This window comes from Pseudomonas sp. CG7 (genome assembly GCF_023701885.1).
Classification (GTDB): Bacteria; Pseudomonadota; Gammaproteobacteria; order Pseudomonadales; family Pseudomonadaceae; genus Aquipseudomonas; species Aquipseudomonas zanjanensis.
Window position 1 is genome coordinate 88,017 of sequence record NZ_JABAEE010000007.1, and the last position, 26,685, is coordinate 114,701.

Consider the following 26,685-nt stretch of genomic DNA (forward strand, 5'->3'; position numbering starts at 1 on the left):
CCGGGGGCTCCGCCCTGCTGGCGGCTCAAGCTCCCTCAAAGGCTCCTGATTCCCCCCCCGATCGCGGCCAAGCCCCGCTCCCACAGAAGAGATGTGTCTGCATATCCATTTGCGACACCCCCCAACAGCGATTTTCGCCCCTACTTGCAGCTTGTCGCTTCAAACCCACCACTGCATTTACCCAATCCCGCCATCCTTGTAGGGCAATCCCTACCCCGACTCTTCCATCCGGCTGAGGCGATTCTCTCCTGCCCCCCGATTTGCGCGACCCCCAGGCTCCACTAGGCTTGATTCACAAGCAGTCATCAAAACAAAAGGTGCGGGTATGAGCCAGGTCGATTCAAGCGCGGGGGCCAGTGATGTGCTGGTCAGCTTTCGTGGTGTGCAAAAGAGCTACGACGGCGAGAACCTGATCGTCAAAGACCTCAACCTGGACATTCGCAAAGGCGAATTCCTGACCCTGCTCGGGCCCTCCGGCTCCGGCAAGACCACCAGCCTGATGATGCTCGCCGGGTTTGAAACCCCAACCGCCGGCGAGATCCTGCTGGCCGGGCGCTCGATCAATAATGTGCCGCCGCACAAGCGCGACATCGGCATGGTGTTTCAGAACTACGCTTTGTTCCCGCACATGACCGTCTCCGAGAACCTCGCCTTCCCACTGACTGTGCGTGGCTTGAACAAGAGCGACGTAAGCGATCGGGTCAAGCGCGTCCTGAGCATGGTCCAGCTGGACAGCTTCGCCCAACGCTACCCGGCGCAATTGTCCGGCGGCCAGCAGCAGCGGGTAGCCCTGGCCCGGGCGCTGGTGTTCGAACCGCAGCTGGTGCTGATGGACGAACCCCTCGGCGCGCTGGACAAGCAATTGCGCGAACACATGCAGATGGAAATCAAGCACCTGCACCAGCGACTTGGCGTGACCGTGGTCTACGTGACCCACGACCAGGGCGAAGCCTTGACCATGTCCGACCGCGTGGCGGTGTTCCACCAGGGCGAGATCCAGCAAATCGCCCCACCACGCACCCTGTATGAAGAGCCGAAAAATACCTTCGTCGCCAACTTCATTGGCGAAAACAACCGTCTCAACGGTCGCCTGCACAGCCACACCGGCGATCGTTGCCTGGTGGAGTTGGCGCGCGGCGAGAAAGTCGAGGCCCTGGCGGTGAACGTCGGCCAGCCCGGCGAGCCGGTGACCCTGTCGATCCGTCCGGAGCGGGTGAGCCTCAACGGTGTCAGCGAACAATGTGTCAACCGCTTCTCAGGGAGGGTGGCGGAATTCATCTATCTGGGCGACCACGTCCGGGTTCGCCTGGAAGTCTGCGGCAAGAACGACTTCTTCGTGAAACAGCCGATTGCCGAGCTCGATCCCGCGCTCGCCGTCGGGGACGTGGTTCCGCTTGGCTGGCAAGTCGAGCATGTGCGTGCGCTCGATCCCCTTTTAGAGGCGAATTGATCGCCCCCTGCTGTACCAACACCAACCCTGCACGTGGAGAGAACAATAAATGTTGAGATCCCTGAAGTTCACAGCCCTGACACTGGGCATGATGGGTGCGGCAAGCGCGATGGCGGCGGGCCCGGACCTGACCGTGGTGTCTTTCGGCGGGGCGAACAAGGCGGCTCAGGTCAAAGCCTTCTACGCACCGTGGGAAGCGGCCGGCAACGGCAAGATCGTGGCTGGCGAGTACAACGGCGAAATGGCCAAGGTCAAGGCCATGGTCGACACCAAGAGCGTTTCCTGGGATTTGGTGGAAGTCGAGTCTCCGGAATTGTCCCGTGGTTGTGACGAAGACATGTTCGAGCAACTCGACCCGGCCCTGTTCGGCAAGGCCGAGGATTACGTCAAGGGCGCTATCCAGCCTTGCGGCGTAGGTTTCTTCGTATGGTCGACCGTGCTGGCCTACAACGCCGACAAGCTCAAGACCGCACCGACCAGCTGGGCGGACTTCTGGGACACCAAGCAATTCCCAGGCAAGCGCGGCCTGCGCAAAGGCGCCAAGTACACCCTGGAATTCGCCTTGATGGCCGACGGCGTTGCACCGAAGGACGTCTACAAGGTGCTGGCCGGCAAAGATGGCCAGGACCGTGCGTTCAAGAAGCTCGATGAGCTCAAGCCGAACATCCAGTGGTGGGAAGCCGGCGCCCAGCCGCCGCAGTACCTGGCATCGGGTGACGTGGTCATGAGTTCGGCCTACAACGGCCGGATCGCCGCGGTACAAAAAGAAAGCAACCTGAAAGTGGTGTGGAACGGCGGTATCTACGACTTCGACGCTTGGGCCATTCCTCGCGGCCTGGACAAGACCCGCGCGGAAGCGGCGAAGAAATTCATCGCCTTTTCGGTGGCACCGCAGCAGCAGAAGACCTACTCGGAAAACATCGCCTACGGCCCGGCCAATACCCAGGCAGTGCCGTTGCTGGCCAAGGATGTCCTGAAAGACATGCCGACCACCCCGGAAAACATCGCCAACCAGGTGCAGATCGACGTCAGCTTCTGGGCTGACAACGGCGAGCAACTGGAGCAGCGCTTCAACTCCTGGGCTGCGAAGTAACCCGACGGTCTGAAACTGGACGAGATTCATGTGGGAGCGAGCTTGCTCGCGATAGCGGTCTGTCAGGCACATCAATTTTGAATGTGCCGCAGCCATCGCGAGCAAGCTCGCTCCCACAGGCTCTTTCATCGACCCGGGTGTTTCAAAAGAACAGAGGCGGCTCGCCGCCCCTGTAACGATAAAAAGATTTGCGGAGTTCGCCATGGCCATCGCCGTTCCACTGAACGCGGGCACCAGCCCCACCCTCAAGCAGCGGCTCAAGCATGCCGAGCGGGTCAACCGCTGGAAGGCCCAGGCCTTGATCGCGCCGCTGGTGCTGTTTCTGTTGCTGGTGTTTCTGGTGCCAATCGTGGCGCTGCTGTTCAAAAGCGTCAGCAACCCGGAAGTGGTGGGCGCCATGCCGCGCACTGTCGTCGCTGTCGCGGCCTGGGACGGACGCGGTCTGCCGGGCGAGCCGGTGTACAAGGCTGCCACTGAAGACCTGGCCGAAGCCCGCAAGAATCAGACCCTGGGGGATTTGTCCAAGCGCCTGAACATGGAATTGGCCGGCTACCGCAGCTTGCTGACCAAGACCGCTCGGGCGTTGCCGTTTGCCACCGAGCCGGCTTCCTATAAAGAAGCCCTGGAAAACCTCGATGAGCGTTGGGGCGACCCGGCGTACTGGCAGGTGATCCGCCGCAACACCAGTAACGTTACCCCGTATTACCTGCTGGCGGCCGTCGATCACCGCATCGATGACCTCGGCGAACTGGCCCCGGCCACCCCTGACCAGTCGATCTACCTCGACATTTTCGCCCGCACCTTCTGGATGGGCCTGGTGATTACCGCGATCTGCCTGGTACTGGCCTATCCGTTGGCCTACCTGCTGGCGAACCTGCCATCGCGCCAGAGCAACCTGTTGATGATTCTAGTGCTGCTGCCGTTCTGGACGTCGATCCTGGTGCGGGTCGCGGCGTGGATCGTGCTGCTGCAATCGGGTGGCTTGATCAACAGCGCGCTGATGGCCATGGGGGTCATCGATAAACCCCTGGAACTGGTGTTCAACCGCGTCGGTGTGTACATCTCCATGGTTCACATCCTATTACCGTTCATGATCCTGCCGATCTACAGCGTGATGAAAGGCATCTCGCCTACTTACATGCGGGCGGCGATTTCCCTGGGCTGCCACCCGTTCGCCAGTTTCTGGCGGGTGTACTTCCCGCAGACCTACGCCGGTGTCGGCGCCGGTTGCCTGTTGGTGTTCATCCTTGCCATTGGCTACTACATCACGCCGGCGCTGCTAGGCAGCCCGAACGACCAGATGGTCAGCTACTTCGTCGCGTTCTACACCAACACCAGCATCAACTGGGGCATGGCCACGGCGCTCGGCGGGCTGCTGTTGCTGGCGACCATCGTGCTTTATCTGATTTACAGCTGGCTGGTGGGCGCCAGTCGCCTGCGCCTGAGCTAAGGGGAGATCGAAAATGGTGAGTCCTTACATGTCCCCCATTGAGCGGGTGTGGTTCTACAGCCTGCGCATACTCTGCGGGTTGATCCTGTTGTTCCTGATCCTGCCGGTGCTGGTGATCATTCCGCTGTCGTTCAACTCCGGCAGTTTCCTGGTGTACCCGCTGCAAGGCTTCTCGCTGCAGTGGTACCACGATTTCTTCGCCTCGGCCGAATGGATGCGGGCGCTGAAAAACAGCATCATCGTGGCCCCGGCGGCGACCTTGCTGGCGATGATCTTCGGCACGCTCGCGGCCATCGGCCTGACCCGCGGCGACTTCCCCGGAAAGGCGCTGGTGATGGCCTTGGTGATCTCGCCCATGGTGGTGCCGGTGGTGATCATCGGCGTGGCCAGTTATCTGTTCTTCGCACCGCTGGGGATGGGCAACAGTTTCTTCTCGCTGATCGTGGTCCATGCGGTGCTGGGTGTGCCGTTCGTCATCATCACGGTGTCGGCGACCTTACAGGGGTTCAACCACAACCTGGTCCGCGCCGCCGCCAGCCTTGGAGCATCGCCACTGACGGCGTTTCGTCGGGTGACCCTGCCGTTGATCGCCCCCGGCGTGATCTCTGGCGCACTGTTCGCCTTCGCAACATCGTTCGATGAAGTGGTGGTGACGCTGTTCCTGGCTGGCCCTGAGCAGGCAACCCTGCCACGGCAGATGTTCAGTGGTATCCGCGAAAACCTCAGCCCTACCATCGCTGCGGCGGCGACGTTGCTGATTGCGTTCTCTGTGGTCCTGTTGCTGACCCTGGAATGGTTGCGCGGGCGTAGCGAGAAGCTGCGCACTGCCCAAGTCTGACGGCCCGCGTTGATCCCTGTGGGAGCGGGCTTGCTCGCGAAAACGGTGTAACAGTCGACACAGATGTTGGATGTTCCACCGCATTCGCGAGCAAGCCCGCTCCCACATTGGGTTTACGTGTATTCATAAGCTGAATGGCAGACAACCCTCAATACCGAGCTATCCTTGTGCCAGCCCACACTCGAATAAGAGGCCGCGCACATGAGTCTTTCCTCATTCAAGATCGCCCATAAACTGATCACCGGGGCCGCTGCCATCGAGCAACTGGCCGCCGAGCTGACGCGACTGGACGTCGACAATCCGCTGATCGTGACCGACGCGGCGCTGGTCAAGTCCGGCACCGTGGACTTGGCCCTGCAGCACCTGGGCGGGCGCGACTACGAGATTTTCGACCGGGTCATGCCGGATCCGGAAATCGCCATCGTCGAAGACTGCATGCAAGCCTACCGCGACGGCGGCCACGATGGCCTGATCGGCCTGGGCGGCGGCAGTGCTATCGACATCGCCAAATGCGTGGGCGTCTATGCCGGTTATCACGGTGAATTGCAGGACATGTTCGGCGTCGATCAGGTGCCGCGCAAAGGCCCGCCCATGATTGCCATCCCCACCACGGCCGGCACCGGTTCGGAAGTCACCAACGTGGCGATCCTCTCTGACAAGGCCGCGCAGCTGAAAAAAGGCATCGTCAGCGATTTTCTGTTGCCGGACGTGGCACTGGTCAGCCCGCAAATGACCCTCACCTGCCCGCGCAGCGTCACGGCCGCCAGTGGCGTCGATGCGCTGGTGCCCGCCATCGAGGCCTACCTGTCGCTCAATGCTTCGCCGATCACCGATGCCCTGGCCATCGGCGCAATCAAACTGATCACCCGCGCGCTGCCCAAGGCCTATGCCAATCCTAACCATCTGCAAGCCCGAGAAGACATGGCCACGGCCAGCCTGATGGCCGGCATGGCCTTCGGTAATGCCGGGGTCGGGGCGGTGCATGCGCTGGCCTATCCGTTGGGCGGGCGCTTTCATGTGTCCCATGGTGTCGCCAACGCCTTGTTGCTGCCGTATGTGATGGCTTGGAACAAGATGGCCTGCGTCGAGCGCATGCGTGATATCGGCGAGGCCATGGGCATCCGGACCGCTCATTTGAGTGATCTTGAAGCGGCCGACGAAGCCGTGGAAGCCATGGTTGCGCTGTGCGCCGCCGTGCAGATTCCCCAGGGCCTGAGCAGCCTGGGGGTGACCGAGGACGTGATCCCGTCCATGGCGGTGGAGGCGGCGGGGATCGAGCGCCTGATGCGCAACAATCCGCGTCAACTGAGCGCCGCCGATATCGAGAAGATCTACCGCGCGGCGTATTGATCGACTGTCACGGTGGGCGCGCCAAATCTTGAGGTATACAATGCGCGCCATCGTGATTTCGCTCAAAACAGGTGCGTCATGCAGCCCTTCGCTATTGCTCCGTCGATTCTCTCCGCCGACTTCGCCCGCCTGGGCGAGGAAGTGGACAACGTTCTGGCCGCCGGGGCCGACATCGTGCACTTCGATGTCATGGACAACCACTACGTGCCCAACCTGACCATCGGCCCGATGGTCTGCGCGGCGCTGCGCAAATACGGCATCACCGCGCCGATCGACGCGCACCTGATGGTCAGCCCGGTGGACCGCATCGTCGGTGACTTCATCGAGGCGGGCGCCACCTACATCACCTTCCACCCGGAAGCCACGCTGCATGTAGACCGCTCCTTGCAGTTGATCCGCGAAGGCGGTTGCAAGGCTGGCCTGGTGTTCAACCCGGCGACACCCTTGGACGTGCTCAAGTACGTGATGGACAAGGTCGACATGATCCTGCTGATGAGCGTCAACCCTGGCTTCGGCGGGCAGAAGTTCATCCCGGGCACCCTCGACAAGCTGCGCGAAGCCCGTGCCCTGATCGACGCCTCGGGCCGTGACATCCGCCTGGAAATCGACGGTGGCGTGAACGTGAACAATATCCGTGAAATCGCCGCGGCCGGCGCCGACACCTTTGTCGCCGGCTCTGCGATCTTCAACGCGCCCGACTACCAAGAGGTGATCGCAAAAATGCGCGCCGAACTGGCCCTGGCGCGCCCATGAGCGGCTTCGAGCAGCTCTTCCCCGGCAGCTTGCCGCGTCTGGTGATGTTCGACCTCGATGGCACCTTGGTCGATTCGGTCCCGGACCTCGCGGCAGCCGTGGACACGATGCTGCTCAAGCTTGGACGCCCGCCCGCCGGCATCGACGCGGTGCGCCACTGGGTCGGCAACGGCGCGCCCATGCTGGTGCGCCGGGCCCTGGCCAACGACATCGATGCCCAAGGCGTCGATGAGGCCGAAGCCGAGCAGGCGCTGGCGTTGTTCAATGAAGCCTACGAAGACAATCACCAGCTGACAGTGGTCTATCCTGGCGTGCGCTCCACCCTCAAGTGGCTGAAAAAGCAGGGCGTGGAAATGGCACTGATCACCAACAAGCCGGAACGCTTCGTGGCGCCGCTGCTGGACCAGATGAAAATTGGCCGCTATTTCCGTTGGATCATCGGTGGCGATACCTTGCCACAGAAAAAACCTGACCCGGCCGCGCTGTTCTTCGTGATGAAAATGGCCAACATCCCGGCTTCCCAATCTTTGTTTGTCGGCGACTCGCGCAGCGATGTGCTGGCGGCCAAGGCGGCGGGGGTCAAGTGTGTGGCGTTGAGTTATGGCTACAACCATGGCCGGCCCATCGCCGAAGAATTCCCGACGCTGGTGATCGACGATTTGCGCCTGTTAATTCCCGGTTGCCTGGACCCGGCCGCTGAGATAACGTTGCCCGACGCTGTTCAATCCTCTTCTGGAAACGCCATCGTGGTGGTCACTCGCAAACTCTGGATGAAAGTCATGAAGGCCTTGGCCCGCTGGCGTTGGCGCACCTGACATGATCCTGGCCGGTTATCCGGCGCGTTTGCATACCTGACTGTCAGCTCCTCTTGCCACGAGGCATCCCATGATCCGTGAAGAATTCCTGCGTCTAGCCGCTGCCGGCTACAACCGCATCCCCCTTGCCTGCGAAACCCTGGCCGACTTCGACACACCGCTGTCGATCTATCTCAAGCTCGCCGACCAGCCCAACTCCTACCTGCTCGAATCGGTACAGGGCGGCGAAAAGTGGGGCCGATATTCCATCATTGGCTTGCCGTGCCGTACGGTGCTGCGGGTCCATGACCATCGCATCAGCGTGACCCACGACGGCGTCGAAATCGAAAGCCTCGAAGTCGAAGATCCGCTGGCCTTCGTTGAAACCTTCAAGGCCCGCTACAACGTGCCGACCATCCCCGGCCTGCCGCGTTTCAACGGCGGCCTGGTGGGGTATTTCGGCTACGACTGCGTGCGCTATGTGGAAAAGCGCCTGGGCACCTGCCCGAACCCCGATCCGCTGGGCGTGCCGGACATCTTGCTGATGGTCTCCGACGCGGTGGTGGTCTTCGATAACCTCGCCGGCAAGATGCACGCGATCGTCCTCGCCGACCCGTCCCGGGAAGATGCCTACGAGCAAGGCCAGAAAAGCCTGCAGGCGCTGTTGGAAAAACTCCGCCAGCCGATCACGCCGCGCCCCGGCCTGGACTTCAGCAAGCAGTCGGCGGCCGACCCGGTGTTCCGTTCCAGCTTCACCCAGGACGATTACGAACGGGCCGTCGACACCATCAAGGAATACATCCTCGCCGGCGACTGCATGCAGGTGGTGCCGTCGCAACGAATGTCCATCGACTTCAAGGCCGCGCCCATCGATCTCTATCGGGCGTTGCGTTGCTTCAACCCGACGCCCTACATGTACTTCTTCAACTTCGGCGACTTCCATGTCGTGGGCAGTTCGCCGGAAGTGCTGGTGCGGGTCGAAGACAACCTGATCACCGTGCGCCCGATCGCCGGCACTCGCCCTCGTGGCGCCACGGAGGAGGCTGACCGGGCGCTGGAAGAGGACCTGCTGTCGGACGACAAGGAAATCGCCGAGCACCTGATGCTGATCGACCTGGGGCGCAACGACACCGGGCGGGTCTCGGAAATCGGCTCGGTGAAGCTCACCGAGAAGATGGTCATCGCGCGCTATTCCAACGTGATGCACATCGTCTCCAACGTCACCGGCCAATTGAAGGCCGGGCTGACGGCGATGGATGCCTTGCGGGCGATCCTGCCTGCGGGCACTTTGTCCGGCGCGCCGAAAATCCGCGCGATGGAAATCATCGATGAGCTGGAGCCGGTCAAGCGGGGGGTATACGGCGGGGCGGTGGGGTATTTCGCCTGGAACGGCAACATGGACACCGCGATTGCCATTCGCACCGCGGTGATCAAGAACGGCGAACTGCACGTGCAGGCCGGCGGCGGTATCGTCGCCGACTCGGTGCCGGCATTGGAATGGGAAGAAACCCTGAACAAGCGCCGCGCGATGTTCCGCGCCGTGGCGCTGGCCGAGCAGACCTCGAACGACTAACAGGCCTGCAATAAACAACTGTGGCGAGGGAGCTTGCTCCCGCTCGACTGCGCAGCAGTCGCATCTATTTGATGGGCCCGCTTCGCAGGCCAGCGGGAGCAAGCTCCCTCGCCACAGGTCCTTCAGACAACTCGATCAAAAATGTGGGAGCGAGCTTGCTCGCGATGAGGCCGTCACCTTCAACAAATAGGTTGGCTGACAGTCCGCTATCGCGAGCAAGCTCGCTCCCACAGGTTCCCCTCGATCAGAAGTCCAGGCTGACCCCCAGGCTCACCCCTTGCTGGGTCATGTCATCGTCCTTGCGCAGTGTATAACCGCCCCGCAACGCCAGGTCCTGCGTCAACTTGTGGCTGACCCCCAGGCTCAGGCGATTCAGGTGGCTCTGTGGTGTGTAGCCTTCCAGTGTGAAGTCATTGGCCGGCAGGCTGTTGAGGGCGATGTTGACCTTTTGCGTGTCGTCTTCGTACTCCCGTTCGTGGGCATATTCGCCAAACACCTGGGTCTGCCGGGTGATGTTGTATTTGCCCTGCAAGCCAATGCCCAGGCGTTTCGAATCGCGGGTCTGGTCATCGAAGGTCAGGGCCGTGGAGCGGTTGCTCTTTTCCGAATAACCATCCACTTCCACCTTCGCATAATCAGCGCTGATAAACGGCGAGAGGTGCCATTCGCTGCCCGGCTGGGCGATGTCGTAGCCCACCCGCGTGCTGAATGCCCAGAGATGGCCGTCCGTATCGCCTTTCTCCTGCGCTTCGTTGACGCCCAGGTCGAACTTGCGCTCCAGGTTGTCGTAGTCGAGCTTGCCGCCGGTCAGCGCCGCGGCGGCCCACCAGCGGTTTTGCTGGAACTGGGCAAAAGCCGTCGCCAGGTAGCTGTTGAGCTTGTACGTCGAATCGTTATCGCCTGCGTCCATGTCCTGGCGGTAGAAGCCGGCGGCGACACCCACGCGCCAAGCCTCGTTGAGGCGATAGCTGCCGCCCACGTTAAGGCTGTAGCCGCTGCCGTCGGCGCTGGCGCCGCTGCCTTGGCTGTCCATGTCCAGGTGCTGGCCGCCACCGGCGACGATGGCTCGCCACTGGCCGATCGCCTGCCAATCTTCCCAGTCCGATTGCCACTGGCTGCGCAATTCATCCTGGTGAGCACGCAAGGTCGAGTGGGCCATTTCCGGCAGCAGCGTCAGCTCCCAGGGCGCCGCGAGCAGGGAAAAAGCGTAGTCGGCGATCAGTTTCTGCCCGGGTTCGGTGGGATGGACCGCGTCGTTGTAGATCAGCTTGCTGGGATCCGGCGTGGCACTGTTGATGCCATAGGTGGCGTTCTCCGTACAGCCGTTGCCACTGAAGCAGGTTGCGGTGAGGTTCTCGCCGGTGGCGAGGCCGAATCGTGCCGGGTCGGCGAAGCTTTCCTTCAGCAAAAGCGGAATGTTCAACGGAATGATTTCGGCGTCGATGCCTTGCAGTCGCGTGATCAGTTGTTGGTTGAACTGGTTGCCCAATTGCGAAAAGGTGTCCTGCAAGGGGCCGCCATTGAGAGCCGGGGTCAGACCCAGGTCGGGCAGCAGCCAGACCATCACATAGCGGGCACCGGCCGTTTGCAGCACTTGCACGCTGTCGGCCAGGCGGTCGGCGGCGGCGTTTGCTTGGGCGGTGTTCAATACCCGGCCTTGAAGGAAGTCGTTACCACCACCGGAAAGGTAATACAGCGCATTTGGATCGGCACGCAGGCCATTGGACTGCAAGTAGCCGGGACGGCTGCGCTCGCCGGTGTCGGACACGCCAGTGATCGATTCGAGGATCTGGTCGGTGCGATACCCGCCTACCGCCCAGTTATTGCCATCTGCCAGCCCCTCGCCGGCGCGGACCGCCGACGTGGAAGCGGCGGTCTCGTCGGCGGAATAGCCCAGGCGCCCACCGAGCAATTGGGTGGAGTTGGCCGAATAGGCTTCGCCGCTGCCGTCGGTGTAGATCGGACCGGTTCGGTTGGTGTAGCGCTCGGTCGAGCCGGGTGGGCCGTTCGGGTCGGCGAACTGGCCGGCGTCGTTGAGGCTGTCGCCGAACACGATGAACTTGGAATACGGGTTGGGGGCGGCGTTCGCCTGGGCGCAGGCGAGCGCGAGCAGGCAACCGGCAATCGGTACGAACAGCGTCTTCTTTATCATATGAAAGTCCGTTTTGATCTTATTTTTGTTAGAAAACGAAACGACAGTACCAAAATCTTTCGGCGTTTTGCCATCTATCCGGAACGTCGTGATTGTTTCAAAGCCCTTCGGGATCGCTCATATTGCGTGCTCCGCCCAGCTAAGCTACTGTGCCGGGACGTATGAACGAGACTTCCCCTGTGTCGATTGTCAGCAAACTTCTGGATCAAATGATCAAGGCACACGCCCGTTGGCGTTGGCGCGCCTGACGATTCTCCGCCGGCCTCGCCGGACCTGTACCGATTTGCCTTCTTTACCCGCTGTAGAACCGCTTCGCCGGGGCAATCACCTCGCCAAGCGCAGCAGCGTGCGGGTCACTCGCTGAAGGCTGTGTTTAAAGTCAGTGAATTCAATAGGTTGCTTACGCCATGTTGCTGATGATCGATAACTACGACTCTTTTACCTACAACGTTGTGCAATACCTTGGCGAGCTGGGCTCCGAGGTCAAGGTCGTGCGCAACGACGAACTGACCATCGCCCAAATCGAAGCCCTCAAGCCTGAGCGCATCGTGGTTTCCCCTGGCCCTTGCACGCCGACCGAAGCGGGCATTTCCATCGACGCCATCAAGTACTTCGCCGGCAAGCTGCCGATCTTGGGCGTCTGCCTGGGGCATCAGTCGATCGGCCAGGCATTCGGTGGCGATGTGGTGCGCGCCCGGCACGTCATGCACGGTAAGACTAGCCCGGTATTCCACGAGGACAAGGGCGTATTCGCGGGATTGAATCATCCGCTTACCGTCACCCGCTACCACTCGCTGATCGTCAAGCGCGAAACGCTGCCCGACTGCCTCGAGTTGACGGCCTGGACCCAGCTTGAAGACGGCTCGGTGGATGAAATCATGGGGCTGCGCCACAAGACGTTGAATATCGAGGGTGTGCAATTTCATCCCGAGTCTATTCTCACCGAGCAGGGGCACGAGCTGTTCGCCAACTTCCTCAAACAAACCGGCGGCACGCGCTAAGGACTTTTCATGGATATCAAGACAGCCCTGAGCCGTATCGTCGGCCATCTCGACCTGAGCACCGACGAGATGCGCGACGTGATGCGCGAAATCATGACCGGCCAATGCACGGATGCGCAGATCGGCGCGTTCATGATGGCCATGCGCATGAAAAGCGAGAGCATCGATGAGATCGTCGGTGCCGTTTCGGCGATGCGTGAGCTGGCGGACAAGGTCGAACTCAAGACCCTGGACGGCGTGGTCGATGTGGTCGGCACCGGTGGTGACGGCGCCAATATCTTCAACGTGTCCACCGCCTCGTCGTTTGTCGTTGCGGCGGCCGGTTGCACCGTTGCCAAGCATGGCAACCGCGCAGTCTCAGGCAAGAGCGGCAGTGCCGATCTGCTGGAGGCGGCTGGAATTTACCTGAACCTGACACCGGTTCAAGTGGCGCGCTGTATCGACAATGTCGGCATTGGTTTCATGTTTGCCCAGACTCACCATAGCGCCATGAAACACGCTGCCGCGCCGCGCCGTGAGCTGGGCCTGCGTACGCTGTTCAACATGCTCGGCCCGCTTACGAATCCGGCCGGCGTGAAGCATCAAGTGGTGGGAGTGTTCAGCCAGGCGTTGTGCCGGCCTTTGGCCGAGGTCCTGCAACGCCTGGGCAGCAAGCATGTGCTGGTGGTCCATTCGAAGGATGGCCTGGATGAATTCAGCCTGGCGGCGCCCACATTCGTGGCCGAACTAAAAAATGACCGGATCAGCGAGTATTGGGTCGAACCTGAAGACCTCGGCATGAAGAGCCAGAGCTTGCATGGCCTGGCGGTCGATGGTCCGGCCCAATCGCTGGAGTTGATCCGCGATGCCCTGGGTCGCCGCAAGACCGAGAATGGCCAGAAAGCCGCTGAGATGATCGTGCTCAATGCCGGCGCCGCGTTATACGCCGCCGACCACGCCAGCAGCCTCAAGCAAGGCGTGGAACTGGCCCATGATGCACTGCACACTGGCCTGGCCAGGGAAAAACTCGAAGAGTTGGGTGCATTTACCGCCGTATTCAAAGTGGAGAACGAAGGATGAGCGTGCCAACGGTTCTGGAAAACATTCTGGCTCGCAAGGCTGAGGAAGTGGCTGAGCGTCGCGCTCGCGTCAGTCTGGCCGAGCTGGAAAACCTGGCGCGTTCAGCGGATGCGCCGCGCGGCTTTGCCAAGGCGCTGATCGATCAGGCCAAGAAAAAACAGCCGGCGGTGATTGCCGAAATCAAGAAGGCGTCCCCCAGCAAGGGCGTGATCCGTGAACACTTCGTTCCGGCCGAGATCGCACGAAGCTACGAGAAGGGCGGCGCGACCTGTCTCTCGGTGCTGACCGACGTCGATTTTTTCCAAGGGGCCGACGACTACCTGAAGCAGGCGCGGGCAGCGTGCAAGTTGCCGGTGATCCGCAAGGATTTCATGATCGACCCGTACCAGATCGTCGAGGCTCGGGCCCTGGGCGCCGATTGCGTGCTGTTGATCGTTTCCGCCCTGGACGACGTGAAACTGGCCGAGCTGGCGGCAGTGGCCAAGAGTGTCGGGCTGGATGTGTTGGTGGAAGTCCATGACGGCGACGAGTTGGAGCGAGCCCTGAAAACCCTCGATACCAAACTGGTCGGGGTGAACAATCGCAACCTGCACACCTTCGAAGTCAGCCTGGAAACCACTCTGGACCTGTTGCCGCGCATCCCACGGGATCGCCTGGTCATCACTGAAAGTGGCATCCTCAATCGGGCCGATGTCGAGCTGATGGAAGTCAGCGATGTTTACTCATTCCTGGTGGGCGAGGCATTCATGCGGGCCGAGAACCCGGGGACGGAATTGCAACGGCTGTTCTTTCCTGAACGAGGCCTGCCGGTGAGCGGCTCGACGCTGGACTGATTCATGTCGCCTGTGATGTCCCTCACCGTCGAAGCGGGCCTGCAAGCCGAACAGGATCTGTTGGCCAGCATCTGCGCGGGCGACGCCGAGTTTGGGCTGCTGTTCTGGCAGCCCAATGACCGCGCGCTGGTCATGCCGCGCCGCTTGAGTCGCCTGCCGGGGATCGAGCACGCCAGTGAAGTATCGGCCGCCCATGACTGGCCAGTCCTGCTGCGCGAAACCGGCGGTGAGCCGGTGCCGCAGTCGGCCGCTACCGTCAATATTGCCCTGGTCTACGCGCCACCGCGCAGCGAAGGTGACCATGGCCGCATCGAAACCGGATATCGACGATTGTGCGATCCCATTTGCCAGTTGTTGGATGAGTTGGGCGGGGTGGCTTCGCTGGGCGAAGTGGAAGGGGCCTTTTGCGACGGGCGCTTCAACGTCAACCTCGACGGTCGGAAAATGGTCGGCACCGCTCAGCGCTGGCGCCAGAGCAAGGGCGGGCAGCGTCCGGTGGGCCTGGTTCATGGCGCGCTGTTGCTGGAGAACGAACGCGAGTCCATGGTCGCGGCGGTCAATCGCTTCAATGAAGCCTGTGGCCTGGAGCAGCGAGTGCGTGCCGAGAGCCACATCGCCCTGCATGAAAAATTCCCGGCGCCTCACGCGTTGGAGCGACTCGAAGCGTTGTATCGGCAAATGCTGACCCAACTGCTGGGCGCTTAACGCGTTCCGAACACCACCATGGTCTTGCCTTTGACGCTGACCAGGTTGCGCTCTTCCAGGTCCTTGAGTACGCGACCGACCATTTCCCGCGAACAACCGACAATCCGCCCAATCTCTTGGCGGGTCACCTTGATCTGCATGCCGTCGGGGTGGGTCATGGCATCAGGCTGCTTGCACAACTCCAGCAGGCAACGTGCGACACGTCCGGTGACATCGAAAAACGCGAGATCGCCGACCTTGCGGGTGGTATTGCGCAGGCGTTGTGCGATTTGTCCGCTGAGGACGTAAAGAATGTCCGGGTCTTGCAGGGACAGTTCTCGGAATTTGGCGTAGCTGATTTCCGCAACTTCACATTCAATCTTGGTCCGCACCCAGGCACTGCGTTCCTGTTCCTTGCCCGCCTGTTCGAACAACCCCAGCTCGCCGAAGAAATCTCCGGAGTTGAGATAGGCGATGATCATTTCCCGACCGTCGTCATCTTCTATCAGGATGGTAACCGAGCCCTTGATGATGAAAAACAGCGTGTCGGAACGATCACCTGCACAAATGATGTTGTGTTTGGCTGGATAGCGGCGGCGCTGACAATGCATCAAAAGTTTGTCGAGATTCTTGATCTTGAGCGTGGGAGTAATGGCAACCATGGTTGTATCCCGAAAGACTGCGCAGTGTTGTGATTTGGTTTTGTGATGAGGGCGAATGGCTATCGCTAAAAGCTGGCCATACGCCAGCGAATTCGCGCCAGCTTAACAGAGGCGTCTTGAATAGATTCGAGAATTTACCTACAGGCTGACAGGAAGAGCTTCCTAAGACGGAGAGCCGTCATGAGGAGGTGCTGTGCTAAGCTGGCGACCCTTTTTTAACAGTGGAGTCTTGGCGATGAAGGCACGCATCCAATGGGCTGGCGAAGCCATGTTCCTCGGTGAGTCAGGCAGTGGTCATGTGGTCGTCATGGACGGCCCGCCAGAGGCCGGTGGCCGGAACCTGGGTGTTCGGCCGATGGAAATGCTGCTGTTGGGCGTGGGCGGTTGCAGCAACTTCGACGTGGTCAGCATTCTCAAGAAGTCCCGCCAGGCCGTCGAAAGCTGCGAAGCGTTCCTCGAAGCGGAACGCGCCACTGAAGACCCAAAGGTGTTTACCAAGATTCACATGCACTTTGTGGTGAAGGGGCGAGCCCTGAAGGAAGCCCAGGTCAAGCGCGCCATTGAGCTGTCTGCCGAGAAGTACTGCTCGGCTTCGATCATGCTCGGTGCCGCCGGGGTCGAAATCACCCACGATTATGAAATCATCGAGTTGGGTTGAGTCGCCATCCAAGGGCTTGCGATTTGCTGCACTGAAATTGTCGGATAGAAAAAAGGCGACTCCCCGTTGGGAAGTCGCCTTTTTTAGTTTCCGAGGAATAAGGATGGGTTATCCAGATCCCAATCACCGTCAAATCCGATAAGTGCTCTTGGTCATGACCTTGGCCAGCAGGCTCATGCCGAATTTCACCGGGGCCGGGAAACGGAAACCACCGGCGTCAAGCGCACTTTCGGCATGGTGTTCTTCATCCACGCGCATCTGCTCGAGGATCGCCCGGGATTTCTCATCCTCAGCCGGCAATTGCTCCAGGTGCTCGTTCAAGTGCTTGCACACTTGATGTTCGGTCGCCGCGACGAAGCCGAGGCTGACTTTGTCGCTGATCAGCCCGGCGACGGCGCCGATCCCGAACGACATCCCATAGAACAGCGGGTTCAGGACACTGGTGTGGCTGCCCAGTTGGCGAATCCGTTGTTCACACCAGACCAAGTGATCGATTTCTTCCTCGGCGGCATGTTCCATTGCCTCACGCACCTGCGGCAGCTTCGCTGTCAGCGCCTGGCCCTGATACAGCGCCTGGGCACAGACTTCGCCGGTGTGGTTGATACGCATCAATCCAGCGACGTGGCGGGTTTGCTCGTCACTCAATTGCGCGTCCGGTTGCACGATAGCCGGTGATGGGCGGTACGGCTGGCCACTGAAGGGCAGCAGGGTGCGCATCGCGGTGTCGGCTTGCAGCAACAGGCGGTCAATCGGCGAGTAGTGACGTTGGGTAGTCATGCTTACCTCCGGGAAAAATCACAGCGGCCAGTTTAACCCAATCGGCCGCCGAAGATTTGCGTTGGGTCAGGGGTATCAGCCCGGCGGCCAGTTCATCTGGCGCTGACCCAGCACATGCATATGAATGTGATAGACCGTCTGCCCACCCAGTTCATTGCAATTCATCACCACGCGAAAACCTTCTTCACAGCCCAATTCCAGCGCCAGGCGCTGGGCAGTGAACAGAATGTGCCCGGCCAGGCCCTTGTCTTCTTCGGTAAGGTCATTGAGCGTGCGGATCGGTTTCTTTGGAATGACTAGAAAGTGCACGGGCGCCTGTGGGGCGATGTCGTGGAAGGCCAGTACCTGGTCATCCTCGTAAATGATCTTCGCCGGGATTTCCCGGTTGATGATCTTGGTAAACAGAGTATCCACAGCTGTTTTCTCCGTTGGGTTCGTTGAGGTCGAATGCCTCGAAGGCCTCGATCGAGGTGTCTTGGCTGTTCAGCTTGAGGGCATCAGTGCGGGCAGTAAGCCTTGTTGACCATGCCGGCGATAGTCCGGACCAGCCACCGTGATCCCAGCCGCGGCAGTACGGCCAGCCAGCGGTTGCGGCGTCCGGGAATGATGATGGCGCGGTTTTTGTCCAGTGCGCGCACGGCGTACAGGGCGACTTCTTCCGGGCTCATCAGCGATTTGCTGGCGACGAGTTTTTGTTCGTCCATCTGCGCCTTGGAAAAAAAACCCGTTCGGGTCGGACCAGGACAAAGTACCGAGACCTTGATCGCGCATTTCTTCAATTCAACCCGCAGGGCTTCGGAGAAGTGCAGCACATAGGCCTTACTGGCGTGGTAGGTGCTCATCCAAGGACCGGGCTGGAACGCGGCGACCGAGGCAACATTGAGGATCTGGCCGCCGCCAAGCAGCGCCATGCTATTGCCAACGGCATGACAAAGCCGTGTCAGGGCAAGGATGTTGACTTCGATCAGGTCCTGCTCGGTCATCCAGTCCTGGCCCAGGAACGGCCCGCTGGTGCCGATGCCAGCGCAATTGACCAGCAGGTCGATCTGCCGTTCACCTTCCTCCAGTTCCAGCAAAAAGCCTGAAAGCCTCAGCGGTTCGCCCAGGTCGCAAGCCCGGAACAGTACCTCCACGCCAAACCGCTGGGTCAGTTCGATTGCAATGCTTTCCAGCCGATCACGTTGTCGAGCCACCAGTATCAAGTTGCGGCCGCGCCGGGCCAGCGCTTCAGCCATGGCCAGGCCGATGCCGCTGGAAGCGCCAGTGATCAGTGCGTAACGGGTCATGCAGTTCTCCATCGCAACAGCCCGCCGCCAAATGACTGGGCTGTCACCGGCATGAAGCGCGCTTATTGTTCCTCTTCTTCTTCTTCATAGTCTACAGAAGGCGGAGCGGGCTCGGCTGCCTCAACGGCGGGCTCTTCAGCGGTTTCGCTGCTGGACTCGCTGCTTTCGTAGCTGCTCAGGCTGCTGGTGTCGTAGTCCTCCTGGAGGGCTCCGAAGATACCTGCAAACGTGGCGATGAAAATCAATACGATCATCACGAGCCAGAGCGAGGCCAACAGCTTGACCCCCGTGGTATTGCGCGGGGGTGGCGGGCCATATTGGTTTGCACCGGTATTGCCTGGCGCGATGATGAGGATGAACGGGAAGATGCTGCCCACGAAGGGAACCAGGTTGATCAGCCACAACCACCCCGACCAACCGAGGTCATGCAGGCGCTGGACGTTGAACTGGATGCTCACGAAGGCAAAGGCAAGCACAACGACCGTGGCGAGCAGGCCGCCGACAATGAGCGCCGCTATCGAGTCGGAAGCCAGCAGCCAGGTCGAGGCGAGCCAGAAGCCCACGCCAACCAAGGGCAGCAGGGCCAGGGTCAACGCCATGGTCCAGGCCAGGTAGCGCAGGCGCCCGATACGGCCATCGAAGCTGAAGGGCTTGAGGGTGCTGTACTCGGCAAGTGCTTCACCGACTTCGGCGCGGGGAGGCGCGTAGGGCGAGGCGGGTTCGACGATCGAATCGGGGTGGCGTCCACTCGGTTGCCGCGGCGCGTCCTGTACTTCGCCAAGGCTCAATTGGACGGTGGGTTCGGCTTCGATCCTGGCGTCGATTCCGCTCTTGTTGAGCGCTTCGAGGTACTGCTGCGCCTCGTTCTGGGACAGGTTGCTTTTCAGGGCCACCTTGCGACCGGTGAACAGTCGTTCAATGGCGCTGACATCACTCTTGAACAACTCGGCGAGGTTGAGTTTGGCGGTGGTGGTATCGACGCCCGGCATCACGCCGCCGTCGAACACGATGTTGAAACGGGTTTCGCTCATGCCCGGCATCCTTGTCTCTGAAAGTTAAGTAGTTGTTTTGTTTGGGCTGGTTCAGCGCGGCCATTGCCCGCCAAGCTGTGCCGCCCGGGCTTGTGCTTGACGGTATTCTTCATCCAGGCGCGCCACCAACTGATCGACGCTGGGCAAATCATCGATTCCACCCACGCCCTGGCCGGCGGACCATACGGTTTTCCAGGCCTTGGCTTCATCGTTCAGCGGTTTGAGTTTCGAGCCAAAATCCACCTCGCCTTTGTTCTGCAGGGCGGCGAGATCGAAACCGGCATTCTCCAGGCTCTGGCGCATGAAACTCGCCGGCACCCCGGATACAGCAGGAGTATGCACGATGTCCGCGGCTCTGGATGTGAGCAACATCTCTTTATAAGCGTCAGGTGCGTGGCTTTCGCTTGTACCGATAAATCGCGTACCGAAGTAGGCCAGATCCGCGCCGAGCAATTGTGCGGCCAGAATCTGATGGCCGTGGTTCAGGCATCCTGCAAGCAGCAGGGTCTTATCGAAAAACTGGCGGATCTCGGCAATCAGTGAAAACGGGCTCCAGGTCCCGGCATGCCCGCCTGCGCCGGCGGCAACGGCGATCAAGCCATCGACACCGGCTTCGGCGGCTTTTTCGGCATGACGTCGGGTCGTCACGTCATGGAACACCAGCCCGCCATAACCGTGCACCGCGTCCACCAGTTCTTTCACCGCGCCCAGGCTGGTGATGACAATCGGCACCTTGTGTTCGATGCAGATGGCCAGGTCGGCTTGAAGCCGCGGGTTGCTGTGATGGACGATCAGGTTCACGGCGTAGGGCGCCGGGTTTTCCAGGGTCGCCAGGCCTGCTTCGATCTCTTCCAGCCAGGCCTTGAAGCCTCTGCTTTCGCGCTGGTTCAACGCCGGAAAGCTGCCGACGATGCCATTGCGGCAGCACGCCAGCACCAATTCGGGATTGGAAATCAGGAACATGGGCGCCGCCACGACGGGCAGGCGCAAGCGTTGTTCAAGCAGAGCGGGCAACGACATTGGAAGTACCCCGGATAATGAATACTGATTGGAGATTAGAACGGTCGGACGACGACCAGAATTACGATAGCCAGCAATATCAGAACCGGCACCTCATTGAACCAGCGATAAAAGACATGGCTGCGGGTGTTTTCGCCACGAGCGATGCGTTTTACCTGGGCGCCGCACATGTGGTGGTAACCGATCAACAGCACGACCAAGGTCAACTTGGCGTGCATCCAGCCTCCCTGAGTGAAGTAGGCACCGGCGTTGAGGCTCAGCAGCCAGATGCCGAATATCAGGGTGGCGATCATCGCCGGGCCCATGATGCCGCGGTACAGCTTGCGCTCCATGACGCTGAAGCGCTCTTTGCTGACGCTGTCCTCGCTCTGGGCGTGATAGACAAACAGGCGAGGCAGGTAGAACAGGCCGGCGAACCAGCAGACCATGCTGACAATGTGAAGTGCTTTGAGCCACAGATAGAGCATTTTTAGTTATTCCAAGAAATCACGGTAGCCCGATAGTAGAGGTTAGAGCGGCCGCACGTCACCTTGACGGTTGTCGCCACGCCCTGCGGCCCCTATCATCGACGGCTTTCCAGTGGGTTCGTTGAGGGCAGGTTTATGGTCAAGGTCGGTATTGTCGGCGGCACGGGTTACACCGGTGTCGAACTGCTGCGTCTGCTGGCACAGCATCCGCAGGCTGAAGTGGTGGTCATCACCTCCCGATCCGAGGCCGGCCTGGCCGTCGCCGACATGTACCCGAACCTGCGAGGCCATTACGACGGCCTGGCGTTCAGCGTTCCGGACGTCAAGACCCTCGGTGCCTGCGACGTGGTGTTCTTCGCCACGCCCCACGGTGTTGCTCACGCCCTGGCCGGCGAACTGCTGGCCGCCGGCACCAAGGTCATCGACCTGTCGGCGGACTTCCGCCTGCAGGACGCCGATGAATGGGCCAAATGGTACGGCCAGCCCCACGGTGCGCCGGAACTGCTTGAAGAGGCGGTCTACGGCTTGCCGGAAGTCAATCGCGAGAAGATCAAGCAGGCACGACTGATCGCTGTACCGGGTTGCTATCCGACGGCGACACAGCTGGGGTTCTTGCCGCTGCTGGAAGCCGGCCTTGCCGATGCTTCGCGCCTGATCGCCGACTGCAAGTCCGGTGTCAGCGGTGCCGGGCGTGGCGCCAGTGTCGGCTCGCTGTATTCCGAGACGTCGGAAAGCATGAAGGCGTACGCGGTCAAAGGGCATCGCCACTTGCCGGAAATTCGCCAGGGCTTGCGCCGGGCAGCGGGTAAGGACGTCGGCCTGACCTTCGTGCCGCACCTGACCCCGATGATTCGTGGTATCCATTCCACCCTGTATGCGACGGTCGTCGATCGTTCGGTGGATCTGCAGGCGCTGTTTGAAAAACGTTATGCCAACGAACCGTTCGTCGACGTGATGCCGGCTGGCAGTCATCCGGAAACCCGCAGCGTGCGCGGTGCGAACGTTTGCCGGATCGCCGTGCATCGTCCGCAGGACGGTGATCTGGTGGTGGTGTTGTCGGTCATCGACAACTTGGTCAAGGGCGCGTCCGGCCAGGCCTTGCAGAACCTGAACATCCTGTTCGGGCTGGATGAGCGTCTGGGGCTGTCCCATGCGGGGATGTTGCCGTAATAGCAGCAACAAGCTTTATGTTGGCGGCTACAAGCTTGAGGCTTGTAGCTCGCCGCTGCTCTTCTAAATAGTTGACCAATTTTCTAGGAGAAGCGGATAATGCCCGCCATCACGCATTATGGCGGCGTAAGCGCCGGGAGATATTCAGCATGAGCGTCGAAACCTTCACCCCCACGGCTTTGCAATTCACCCACGGTGCCGCGCACAAGGTGAAGAGCCTGGTCGATGAAGAGGGCAATGATCGTTTGAAGCTGCGCGTATTTGTTACGGGCGGCGGTTGTTCCGGTTTCCAGTACGGCTTCACTTTCGATGAAGAAGTGGCCGAAGACGACACCATTGTCGAGCGCGAAGGGGTCAGCCTGGTGGTCGACCCGATGAGCTTCCAGTACCTGGCAGGTGCCGAGGTGGATTATCAGGAAGGTCTGGAAGGCTCGCGTTTCGTGATCAAGAACCCTAACGCCACCACGACCTGTGGGTGCGGCTCTTCGTTCTCGATCTGAAGGCTTCAGTATAAAAAACGCCGCAGTGCCTTGGGCCCTGCGGCGTTTTTTTGTCCGTGATTATTGGATTCAGGCCGGGTAGATGGCGCCGAGTACGCGCAGGCCACGGGCGCCCGTGACACTTGGGCGGTTACCTGGAATACCTTCAAGACAGCAATGGGCGAGCCAGGCGAACGCCATGGCTTCGACCCAGTTCGGATCCACGCCATATGCCGCCGTGCTGCTGACGGTGGCCTCTGGCAGCAATTCAGCCAGGCGCTTCATGAACGCCTGGTTGTGCGCTCCGCCGCCGCAGACCAGCAACTCTTGAGTATTCGGCTGGGCATGCTGCAGTGATTCGACGATGGTCAGGGCGGTCAGTTCGAGTAACGTCGCCTGGACGTTTTCCGGGGCGAAGGCCGGCAACTGCGACAAATGCTGGCTCAGCCACGGCAGGTTGAATACTTCACGACCGGTACTTTTCGGACCCTTGGTGACGAAGAAGGGGTCGCTGAGCAGTGCCTTGAGCAAGGCTGGCTCGACTTTTCCGCTGGCGGCCCATTGACCGTCGCGATCGAAATGCTCGCCGCGTTGTTGATGAATCCAGGCATCGAGCAATACGTTGCCTGGGCCGCAGTCGAAACCGGTGACAGGTTTTGCGGGCTCTATCAGGCTGAGATTGCTGAAGCCACCGACATTCAGCACGGCACGATGACCGGCTCGTGCTTCGAACAATGCTTCGTGAAACGCCGGGACCAGTGGGGCGCCTTGCCCACCAGCGGCGACATCGCGGCTTCGGAAATCGCTGACGACGGTGATGCCGGTCAATTCGCTCAACAGTGCCGGGTTGCCAATTTGCACAGTAAACCCACGGGCCGGTTCATGGCGGATGGTCTGGCCGTGGCTGCCAATCGCCCTGATGTCTTCAGGCTTGAGTTTCTGTTCGTTGAGCAAGGTATGGATACCCTGCGCGGCCAGCTTTACCCAGCTTTGTTGGGCAATGGCGGAGCGGGCGATCTCATCGGGCCCGCTGCTGCACAATTCGAGCAATTCGGTGCGCAGAACGACGGGCATGGGGATGTAGTGCGTGGCGATCAATTTGATCGCCGGGGTCAGTTCGATCAGTGCGATATCCAAGCCGTCCAGGCTGGTCCCGGACATCACACCGATATAGAGCGCCATGCTTAGCGCTTGCTCGAGGCCAGCATGGTGGCTTTCTCTTGATCCATGCGAGCCATCAAAGGTTGGCTTTGGGCCAGGAAGCGTGCGCGCTCGCCCTTGGCGATCGGATCGGCCATCGGCAAGTTCTGGCCAAGTGGATCGACATGAACGCCGTTGACCTGGAACTCATAGTGCAAGTGCGGGCCGGGGGAGAGGCCGGTGGTGCCGATGTAGCCAATCACCTGGCCTTGCTTGACGGTGCCGCCAGTCTTCACGCCTTTGGCGAAGCCCTGCATGTGCCCGTACAGCGTGCGATAGGTATTGCCGTGCTGGATGATCACGGTATTGCCATAACCGCCGCGACGGCCTGCCAGCAGCACCTTGCCGTCGCCGGCTGCCTTGATTGGCGTGCCACGAGGGGCGGCGTAGTCGACACCTTTGTGGGCGCGAATCTTGTTCAGGATCGGATGCTTGCGACCTGCGGAGAACTTCGAGCTGATACGGGCGAAATCAACCGGTGTACGGATGAATGCCTTGCGCATGCTGTTGCCGTCGGCGGTGTAGTAGCTGCTGTTGCCTTGCTTGTTGGTGTAGCGCACCGCGGTGTACGTCTTGCCCCGGTTGGTGAAGCGCGCGGAGAGAATCGGGCCGTTGCCGACGCTCTTGCCATTGACCACTTTCTGCTCGTAGATGACGTCGAATTCGTCGCCCTGGCGAATGTCCTGGGCGAAGTCGATGTCGTAGCCGAAGACGCTGGCCATATCCATGGTCAGGCTATGGGAAAGGCCTGCGCGCGCAGCGGACTGGGACAGCGAACTGTTGATGACGCCGTGGACGTAGGCCGAGCGAACGGTAGGCTTGGCGGTGACGCGGTTGAATACATAACCCTTGTCATTTTTGGTCAGGGTAATGCTTTCCAGATCACTCAGCTTGGTGTGCAGGTTGGTCAGCTGTCCGTCTGGATTGAGTTCGAATTCGAGTTTCTGGCCGCGTTGCAATTGAGTGAATTGCTTGGCTTGTTTGTCGCTGGCCAGGACTTCATGGACCGAAGTCGAAGGCAGGCCAACCTTTTCGAAGAGTGTGGAGAGAGTGTCGCCCTTGGCAACAATCACTTCGCGATGGTCCGGTCCTTTCTTTTCTTCTGCCACAGGCGCTTCTGCCTGAGCGGCGGCCTGGGCAGGGTCTTGCGGGCTGTTTTCAATTTGTGCAAACGGAGTAGCGGCCGGTTCGTTTGTGGCTTGAACGGCTTCGGCGGCGTCTTGTTCTTGTGTCAGTTGTTCAGCAGGGCTTTCCAGTTCAAGACTCAGAGTCGTCTTTTTGGCTTCAACATCGCTGGAGGGAAACACCAGGAGCGCCAGGCTAAGGAGGGCTGCGATGCCACTTGCGGCAAGCAGGTGGGTCTTCGGGTAAAGCGGCGGCGCTTTAGACGGTTCTGTGGTCATAAGTAATTTTGGCTTTTGAAAAAATGAATTGGAAAAGATGAATGACATGATGAAGATGAAATAACTGTATAAAATATAACCAAAACCCCTGCGAAGCAAGCCCGCGAACGCTCTGTTCTGTGGATTGGCGTCCTTGCGCCTGGCAAACCTTGTATTTGGTGCGCGATCTTGTATGGTTGGGGCCCTTTGAATCTGAGCCTTACGGGTCTGTTATGAAGTCGGTTGAAGAGCAGCTAGCGCTGATCAAGCGTGGTGCGGAAGAACTGTTGGTCGAGTCCGAGCTGATCGAAAAGCTCAAGCGTGGGCAGCCGCTGCGTATCAAGGCTGGCTTCGACCCGACGGCGCCCGATCTGCACCTGGGTCACACCGTGCTTATTAATAAGCTGCGCCAGTTTCAGGATCTGGGCCATCAGGTCATCTTCCTTATAGGGGACTTCACCGGCATGATCGGTGACCCGAGCGGCAAGAGTGCTACGCGCCCGCCGCTGACCCGTGAGCAGGTCCTCGATAACGCCGAGACCTACAAGACCCAGGTATTCAAGATTCTTGATCCGGCCAAGACCGAAGTGGCTTTCAACTCCACTTGGATGGATAAGATGGGGCCGGCGGATTTCATTCGCCTGACGTCTCAATACACCGTGGCTCGCATGCTTGAGCGCGATGATTTCGACAAGCGCTATACAACCAATCAGCCAATCGCTATCCATGAGTTCCTCTATCCGCTTGTACAGGGTTATGACTCGGTTGCGTTGCGCGCGGACGTTGAGCTCGGCGGCACCGATCAGAAATTCAACCTGTTGATGGGGCGTGAGCTGCAGCGCGGTTATGGTCAAGAGGCGCAGTGCATCCTGACCATGCCATTGCTGGAAGGGTTGGATGGCGTGAAGAAGATGTCCAAATCGCTGGGCAACTACGTGGGCATCCAGGAAGCGCCAGGCGTCATGTACAGCAAGCTGGTCTCCATTCCTGATGCGCTGATGTGGCGCTACTTCGAGCTGTTGAGCTTCCGGTCCATGGATGAGATCAATGCGTTCCGTGCTGATGTAGAGGCTGGGGCTAATCCGCGGGACATCAAGATCAAGCTGGCCGAAGAGATCGTTGCTCGTTTCCATGGTGAAGAGGCAGCTGCCAACGCTCACCGTGCGGCGGGTAATCGTATGAAGGATGGCGAGCTGCCGGATGACTTGCCGGAGATCGAGCTGGTTGCTGCCGAGGATATGCCGATTGCGGCCGTCCTTAATAAAGCTGGCCTGGTCAAGAATGCGGCGGTGGCACGAGATCTCCTTGGTTCGGGCGGTGTGCGTGTAGATGGTGAGGTTGTGGATCGCACCTATATATATGAGCTGGGCTCTACTCATGTATGCCAGGCCGGCAAGAAGGCTTTTGCGCGTATTACGCTTAAATCCGAATAAAGCTGAAATTAAGGGTTGACGGCAGATTCTGGAAGTCTATAATTCGCCCCACTTCCGGCGCAGTCGAAACGGAAAACTCCTTGAGATTCA

The 26,685-nt window shown here is 60.1% G+C and carries 26 protein-coding genes; 16 read left to right on the forward strand and 10 right to left on the reverse strand.

Going from position 1 to position 26,685, the window contains the following annotated elements; genetic code table 11:
• Positions 1-325: 325 nt before the first annotated feature.
• The 8 genes from HGO40_RS05070 (at position 326) to trpE (ending at position 9,301) form a co-directional block, all read left to right on the forward strand.
• Complete coding sequence (locus HGO40_RS05070) at positions 326-1,450, forward strand: ABC transporter ATP-binding protein (protein WP_053125916.1); 1,125 nt, start codon at positions 326-328, stop codon at positions 1,448-1,450.
• Positions 1,451-1,499: 49 nt separating this feature from the next.
• On the forward strand, positions 1,500-2,543 hold the full coding sequence (locus HGO40_RS05075) for an ABC transporter substrate-binding protein (RefSeq protein ID WP_003206153.1): 1,044 nt from the start codon (positions 1,500-1,502) through the stop codon (positions 2,541-2,543).
• A gap of 202 nt (positions 2,544-2,745) precedes the next feature.
• The gene (locus tag HGO40_RS05080) at positions 2,746-3,993 is read left to right on the forward strand and encodes an ABC transporter permease (RefSeq protein ID WP_250962147.1); all 1,248 of its coding nucleotides are present in this window, start codon (positions 2,746-2,748) and stop codon (positions 3,991-3,993) included.
• Positions 3,994-4,006: 13 nt separating this feature from the next.
• A complete protein-coding gene (locus HGO40_RS05085; protein WP_186706975.1) occupies positions 4,007-4,831 on the forward strand; it encodes an ABC transporter permease in 825 nt (274 codons plus the stop codon).
• A 201-nt stretch (positions 4,832-5,032) separates the two neighbouring features.
• Complete coding sequence (locus tag HGO40_RS05090) at positions 5,033-6,181, forward strand: iron-containing alcohol dehydrogenase (protein ID WP_250962148.1); 1,149 nt, start codon at positions 5,033-5,035, stop codon at positions 6,179-6,181.
• Between the two features lie 78 nt (positions 6,182-6,259).
• The gene (rpe, locus tag HGO40_RS05095; RefSeq protein WP_186706977.1) at positions 6,260-6,934 is read left to right on the forward strand and encodes a ribulose-phosphate 3-epimerase; all 675 of its coding nucleotides are present in this window, start codon (positions 6,260-6,262) and stop codon (positions 6,932-6,934) included.
• Positions 6,931-7,749: a phosphoglycolate phosphatase gene (locus tag HGO40_RS05100; protein ID WP_186729591.1), complete on the forward strand. Its 819-nt coding sequence runs from the start codon at positions 6,931-6,933 to the stop codon at positions 7,747-7,749. Before rpe ends, HGO40_RS05100 begins: the two co-directional genes overlap by 4 nt.
• Positions 7,750-7,819: 70 nt before the next feature.
• Complete coding sequence (gene trpE, locus HGO40_RS05105) at positions 7,820-9,301, forward strand: anthranilate synthase component I (protein ID WP_250962149.1); 1,482 nt, start codon at positions 7,820-7,822, stop codon at positions 9,299-9,301.
• Between the two features lie 244 nt (positions 9,302-9,545).
• Here trpE and estP read toward each other — a convergent pair whose 3' ends face one another.
• On the reverse strand, positions 9,546-11,453 hold the full coding sequence (gene estP / locus HGO40_RS05110; RefSeq protein ID WP_250962150.1) for an esterase EstP: 1,908 nt from the start codon (positions 11,451-11,453) through the stop codon (positions 9,546-9,548).
• Between the two features lie 407 nt (positions 11,454-11,860).
• Between estP and HGO40_RS05115 the strand changes: the two genes are divergently transcribed.
• From HGO40_RS05115 to HGO40_RS05130, 4 genes are read left to right on the forward strand one after another with little or no spacing between them, the layout of a single operon-like run.
• Complete coding sequence (locus HGO40_RS05115; protein ID WP_250962151.1) at positions 11,861-12,454, forward strand: aminodeoxychorismate/anthranilate synthase component II; 594 nt, start codon at positions 11,861-11,863, stop codon at positions 12,452-12,454.
• A 9-nt stretch (positions 12,455-12,463) separates the two neighbouring features.
• The gene (gene trpD / locus HGO40_RS05120) at positions 12,464-13,513 is read left to right on the forward strand and encodes an anthranilate phosphoribosyltransferase (protein ID WP_250962152.1); all 1,050 of its coding nucleotides are present in this window, start codon (positions 12,464-12,466) and stop codon (positions 13,511-13,513) included.
• Positions 13,510-14,346, forward strand: coding sequence for an indole-3-glycerol phosphate synthase TrpC (gene trpC / locus HGO40_RS05125; protein ID WP_250962153.1), 837 nt, complete (start codon positions 13,510-13,512; stop codon positions 14,344-14,346). The genes trpD and trpC overlap by 4 nt, the downstream gene beginning before the upstream one ends.
• 3 nt (positions 14,347-14,349) lie before the next feature.
• Positions 14,350-15,051, forward strand: coding sequence for a lipoate--protein ligase family protein (locus HGO40_RS05130; protein WP_250962154.1), 702 nt, complete (start codon positions 14,350-14,352; stop codon positions 15,049-15,051).
• Here HGO40_RS05130 and crp read toward each other — a convergent pair.
• Positions 15,048-15,692, reverse strand: a complete 645-nt coding sequence (gene crp, locus HGO40_RS05135; RefSeq protein ID WP_186729587.1) for a cAMP-activated global transcriptional regulator CRP — start codon at positions 15,690-15,692, stop codon at positions 15,048-15,050. The genes HGO40_RS05130 and crp overlap by 4 nt on opposite strands.
• Positions 15,693-15,927: 235 nt before the next feature.
• Here crp and HGO40_RS05140 point away from each other — a divergent pair, with 235 nt between their 5' ends.
• Positions 15,928-16,350 carry an OsmC family protein gene (locus HGO40_RS05140; protein WP_003206127.1) on the forward strand — a complete coding sequence of 141 codons (423 nt, stop codon included), beginning with the start codon at positions 15,928-15,930 and terminating at the stop codon, positions 16,348-16,350.
• Between the two features lie 129 nt (positions 16,351-16,479).
• On the opposite strand, the gene coq7 is transcribed toward HGO40_RS05140, so the two are convergent.
• From coq7 to hemJ, 6 genes are all read right to left on the reverse strand, one after another.
• Complete coding sequence (gene coq7 / locus HGO40_RS05145; RefSeq protein WP_060740380.1) at positions 16,480-17,127, reverse strand: 2-polyprenyl-3-methyl-6-methoxy-1,4-benzoquinone monooxygenase; 648 nt, start codon at positions 17,125-17,127, stop codon at positions 16,480-16,482.
• A 75-nt stretch (positions 17,128-17,202) separates the two neighbouring features.
• Positions 17,203-17,541: a histidine triad nucleotide-binding protein gene (locus HGO40_RS05150; protein WP_003316306.1), complete on the reverse strand. Its 339-nt coding sequence runs from the start codon at positions 17,539-17,541 to the stop codon at positions 17,203-17,205.
• An 83-nt stretch (positions 17,542-17,624) separates the two neighbouring features.
• Positions 17,625-18,413 (reverse strand): SDR family NAD(P)-dependent oxidoreductase, encoded by a 789-nt coding sequence (locus tag HGO40_RS05155; protein ID WP_250962155.1) that lies wholly within the window; start codon positions 18,411-18,413, stop codon positions 17,625-17,627.
• A 62-nt stretch (positions 18,414-18,475) separates the two neighbouring features.
• The gene (locus HGO40_RS05160) at positions 18,476-19,444 is read right to left on the reverse strand and encodes a DUF805 domain-containing protein (RefSeq protein ID WP_250962156.1); all 969 of its coding nucleotides are present in this window, start codon (positions 19,442-19,444) and stop codon (positions 18,476-18,478) included.
• Positions 19,445-19,495: 51 nt separating this feature from the next.
• A complete protein-coding gene (locus tag HGO40_RS05165) occupies positions 19,496-20,464 on the reverse strand; it encodes an NAD(P)H-dependent flavin oxidoreductase (protein WP_250962157.1) in 969 nt (322 codons plus the stop codon).
• Between the two features lie 35 nt (positions 20,465-20,499).
• Positions 20,500-20,931: a protoporphyrinogen oxidase HemJ gene (gene hemJ, locus HGO40_RS05170; protein ID WP_250962158.1), complete on the reverse strand. Its 432-nt coding sequence runs from the start codon at positions 20,929-20,931 to the stop codon at positions 20,500-20,502.
• Between the two features lie 135 nt (positions 20,932-21,066).
• Between hemJ and argC the strand changes: the two genes are divergently transcribed.
• Both argC and erpA read left to right on the forward strand, forming a co-directional pair.
• Positions 21,067-22,101 carry an N-acetyl-gamma-glutamyl-phosphate reductase gene (gene argC / locus HGO40_RS05175; protein WP_250962159.1) on the forward strand — a complete coding sequence of 345 codons (1,035 nt, stop codon included), beginning with the start codon at positions 21,067-21,069 and terminating at the stop codon, positions 22,099-22,101.
• 149 nt (positions 22,102-22,250) lie between these two features.
• Positions 22,251-22,601, forward strand: coding sequence for an iron-sulfur cluster insertion protein ErpA (gene erpA, locus HGO40_RS05180; RefSeq protein WP_003177727.1), 351 nt, complete (start codon positions 22,251-22,253; stop codon positions 22,599-22,601).
• A 69-nt stretch (positions 22,602-22,670) separates the two neighbouring features.
• On the opposite strand, the gene HGO40_RS05185 is transcribed toward erpA, so the two are convergent.
• Positions 22,671-23,762, reverse strand: a complete 1,092-nt coding sequence (locus tag HGO40_RS05185) for an anhydro-N-acetylmuramic acid kinase (RefSeq protein WP_250962160.1) — start codon at positions 23,760-23,762, stop codon at positions 22,671-22,673.
• 2 nt (positions 23,763-23,764) lie between these two features.
• Positions 23,765-25,183: a peptidoglycan DD-metalloendopeptidase family protein gene (locus tag HGO40_RS05190; RefSeq protein ID WP_250962161.1), complete on the reverse strand. Its 1,419-nt coding sequence runs from the start codon at positions 25,181-25,183 to the stop codon at positions 23,765-23,767.
• Positions 25,184-25,395: 212 nt separating this feature from the next.
• Here HGO40_RS05190 and tyrS point away from each other — a divergent pair, with 212 nt between their 5' ends.
• Positions 25,396-26,595 carry a tyrosine--tRNA ligase gene (gene tyrS, locus HGO40_RS05195; RefSeq protein ID WP_250962162.1) on the forward strand — a complete coding sequence of 400 codons (1,200 nt, stop codon included), beginning with the start codon at positions 25,396-25,398 and terminating at the stop codon, positions 26,593-26,595.
• Positions 26,596-26,685 lie beyond the last annotated feature (90 nt).

What these genes read in the sequence shown, in the direction of transcription:
- HGO40_RS05190 (WP_250962161.1), bottom strand. Translation starts at nt 25,183, where the DNA reads ATGACCACAGAACCGTCTAAAGCGCCGCCGCTTTACCCGAAGACCCAC.
- HGO40_RS05185 (WP_250962160.1), bottom strand. Translation starts at nt 23,762, where the DNA reads ATGGCGCTCTATATCGGTGTGATGTCCGGGACCAGCCTGGACGGCTTG.
- HGO40_RS05140 (WP_003206127.1), top strand. Translation starts at nt 15,928, where the DNA reads ATGAAGGCACGCATCCAATGGGCTGGCGAAGCCATGTTCCTCGGTGAG.
- trpE (WP_250962149.1), top strand. Translation starts at nt 7,820, where the DNA reads ATGATCCGTGAAGAATTCCTGCGTCTAGCCGCTGCCGGCTACAACCGC.
- HGO40_RS05130 (WP_250962154.1), top strand. Translation starts at nt 14,350, where the DNA reads ATGTCGCCTGTGATGTCCCTCACCGTCGAAGCGGGCCTGCAAGCCGAA.
- argC (WP_250962159.1), top strand. Translation starts at nt 21,067, where the DNA reads ATGGTCAAGGTCGGTATTGTCGGCGGCACGGGTTACACCGGTGTCGAA.
- tyrS (WP_250962162.1), top strand. Translation starts at nt 25,396, where the DNA reads ATGAAGTCGGTTGAAGAGCAGCTAGCGCTGATCAAGCGTGGTGCGGAA.
- rpe (WP_186706977.1), top strand. Translation starts at nt 6,260, where the DNA reads ATGCAGCCCTTCGCTATTGCTCCGTCGATTCTCTCCGCCGACTTCGCC.
- HGO40_RS05090 (WP_250962148.1), top strand. Translation starts at nt 5,033, where the DNA reads ATGAGTCTTTCCTCATTCAAGATCGCCCATAAACTGATCACCGGGGCC.
- HGO40_RS05080 (WP_250962147.1), top strand. Translation starts at nt 2,746, where the DNA reads ATGGCCATCGCCGTTCCACTGAACGCGGGCACCAGCCCCACCCTCAAG.
- HGO40_RS05115 (WP_250962151.1), top strand. Translation starts at nt 11,861, where the DNA reads ATGTTGCTGATGATCGATAACTACGACTCTTTTACCTACAACGTTGTG.
- HGO40_RS05075 (WP_003206153.1), top strand. Translation starts at nt 1,500, where the DNA reads ATGTTGAGATCCCTGAAGTTCACAGCCCTGACACTGGGCATGATGGGT.
- HGO40_RS05085 (WP_186706975.1), top strand. Translation starts at nt 4,007, where the DNA reads ATGGTGAGTCCTTACATGTCCCCCATTGAGCGGGTGTGGTTCTACAGC.
- HGO40_RS05160 (WP_250962156.1), bottom strand. Translation starts at nt 19,444, where the DNA reads ATGAGCGAAACCCGTTTCAACATCGTGTTCGACGGCGGCGTGATGCCG.
- HGO40_RS05155 (WP_250962155.1), bottom strand. Translation starts at nt 18,413, where the DNA reads ATGACCCGTTACGCACTGATCACTGGCGCTTCCAGCGGCATCGGCCTG.
- HGO40_RS05100 (WP_186729591.1), top strand. Translation starts at nt 6,931, where the DNA reads ATGAGCGGCTTCGAGCAGCTCTTCCCCGGCAGCTTGCCGCGTCTGGTG.
- HGO40_RS05165 (WP_250962157.1), bottom strand. Translation starts at nt 20,464, where the DNA reads ATGTCGTTGCCCGCTCTGCTTGAACAACGCTTGCGCCTGCCCGTCGTG.
- crp (WP_186729587.1), bottom strand. Translation starts at nt 15,692, where the DNA reads ATGGTTGCCATTACTCCCACGCTCAAGATCAAGAATCTCGACAAACTT.
- coq7 (WP_060740380.1), bottom strand. Translation starts at nt 17,127, where the DNA reads ATGACTACCCAACGTCACTACTCGCCGATTGACCGCCTGTTGCTGCAA.
- erpA (WP_003177727.1), top strand. Translation starts at nt 22,251, where the DNA reads ATGAGCGTCGAAACCTTCACCCCCACGGCTTTGCAATTCACCCACGGT.
- trpC (WP_250962153.1), top strand. Translation starts at nt 13,510, where the DNA reads ATGAGCGTGCCAACGGTTCTGGAAAACATTCTGGCTCGCAAGGCTGAG.
- HGO40_RS05070 (WP_053125916.1), top strand. Translation starts at nt 326, where the DNA reads ATGAGCCAGGTCGATTCAAGCGCGGGGGCCAGTGATGTGCTGGTCAGC.
- trpD (WP_250962152.1), top strand. Translation starts at nt 12,464, where the DNA reads ATGGATATCAAGACAGCCCTGAGCCGTATCGTCGGCCATCTCGACCTG.
- hemJ (WP_250962158.1), bottom strand. Translation starts at nt 20,931, where the DNA reads ATGCTCTATCTGTGGCTCAAAGCACTTCACATTGTCAGCATGGTCTGC.
- estP (WP_250962150.1), bottom strand. Translation starts at nt 11,453, where the DNA reads ATGATAAAGAAGACGCTGTTCGTACCGATTGCCGGTTGCCTGCTCGCG.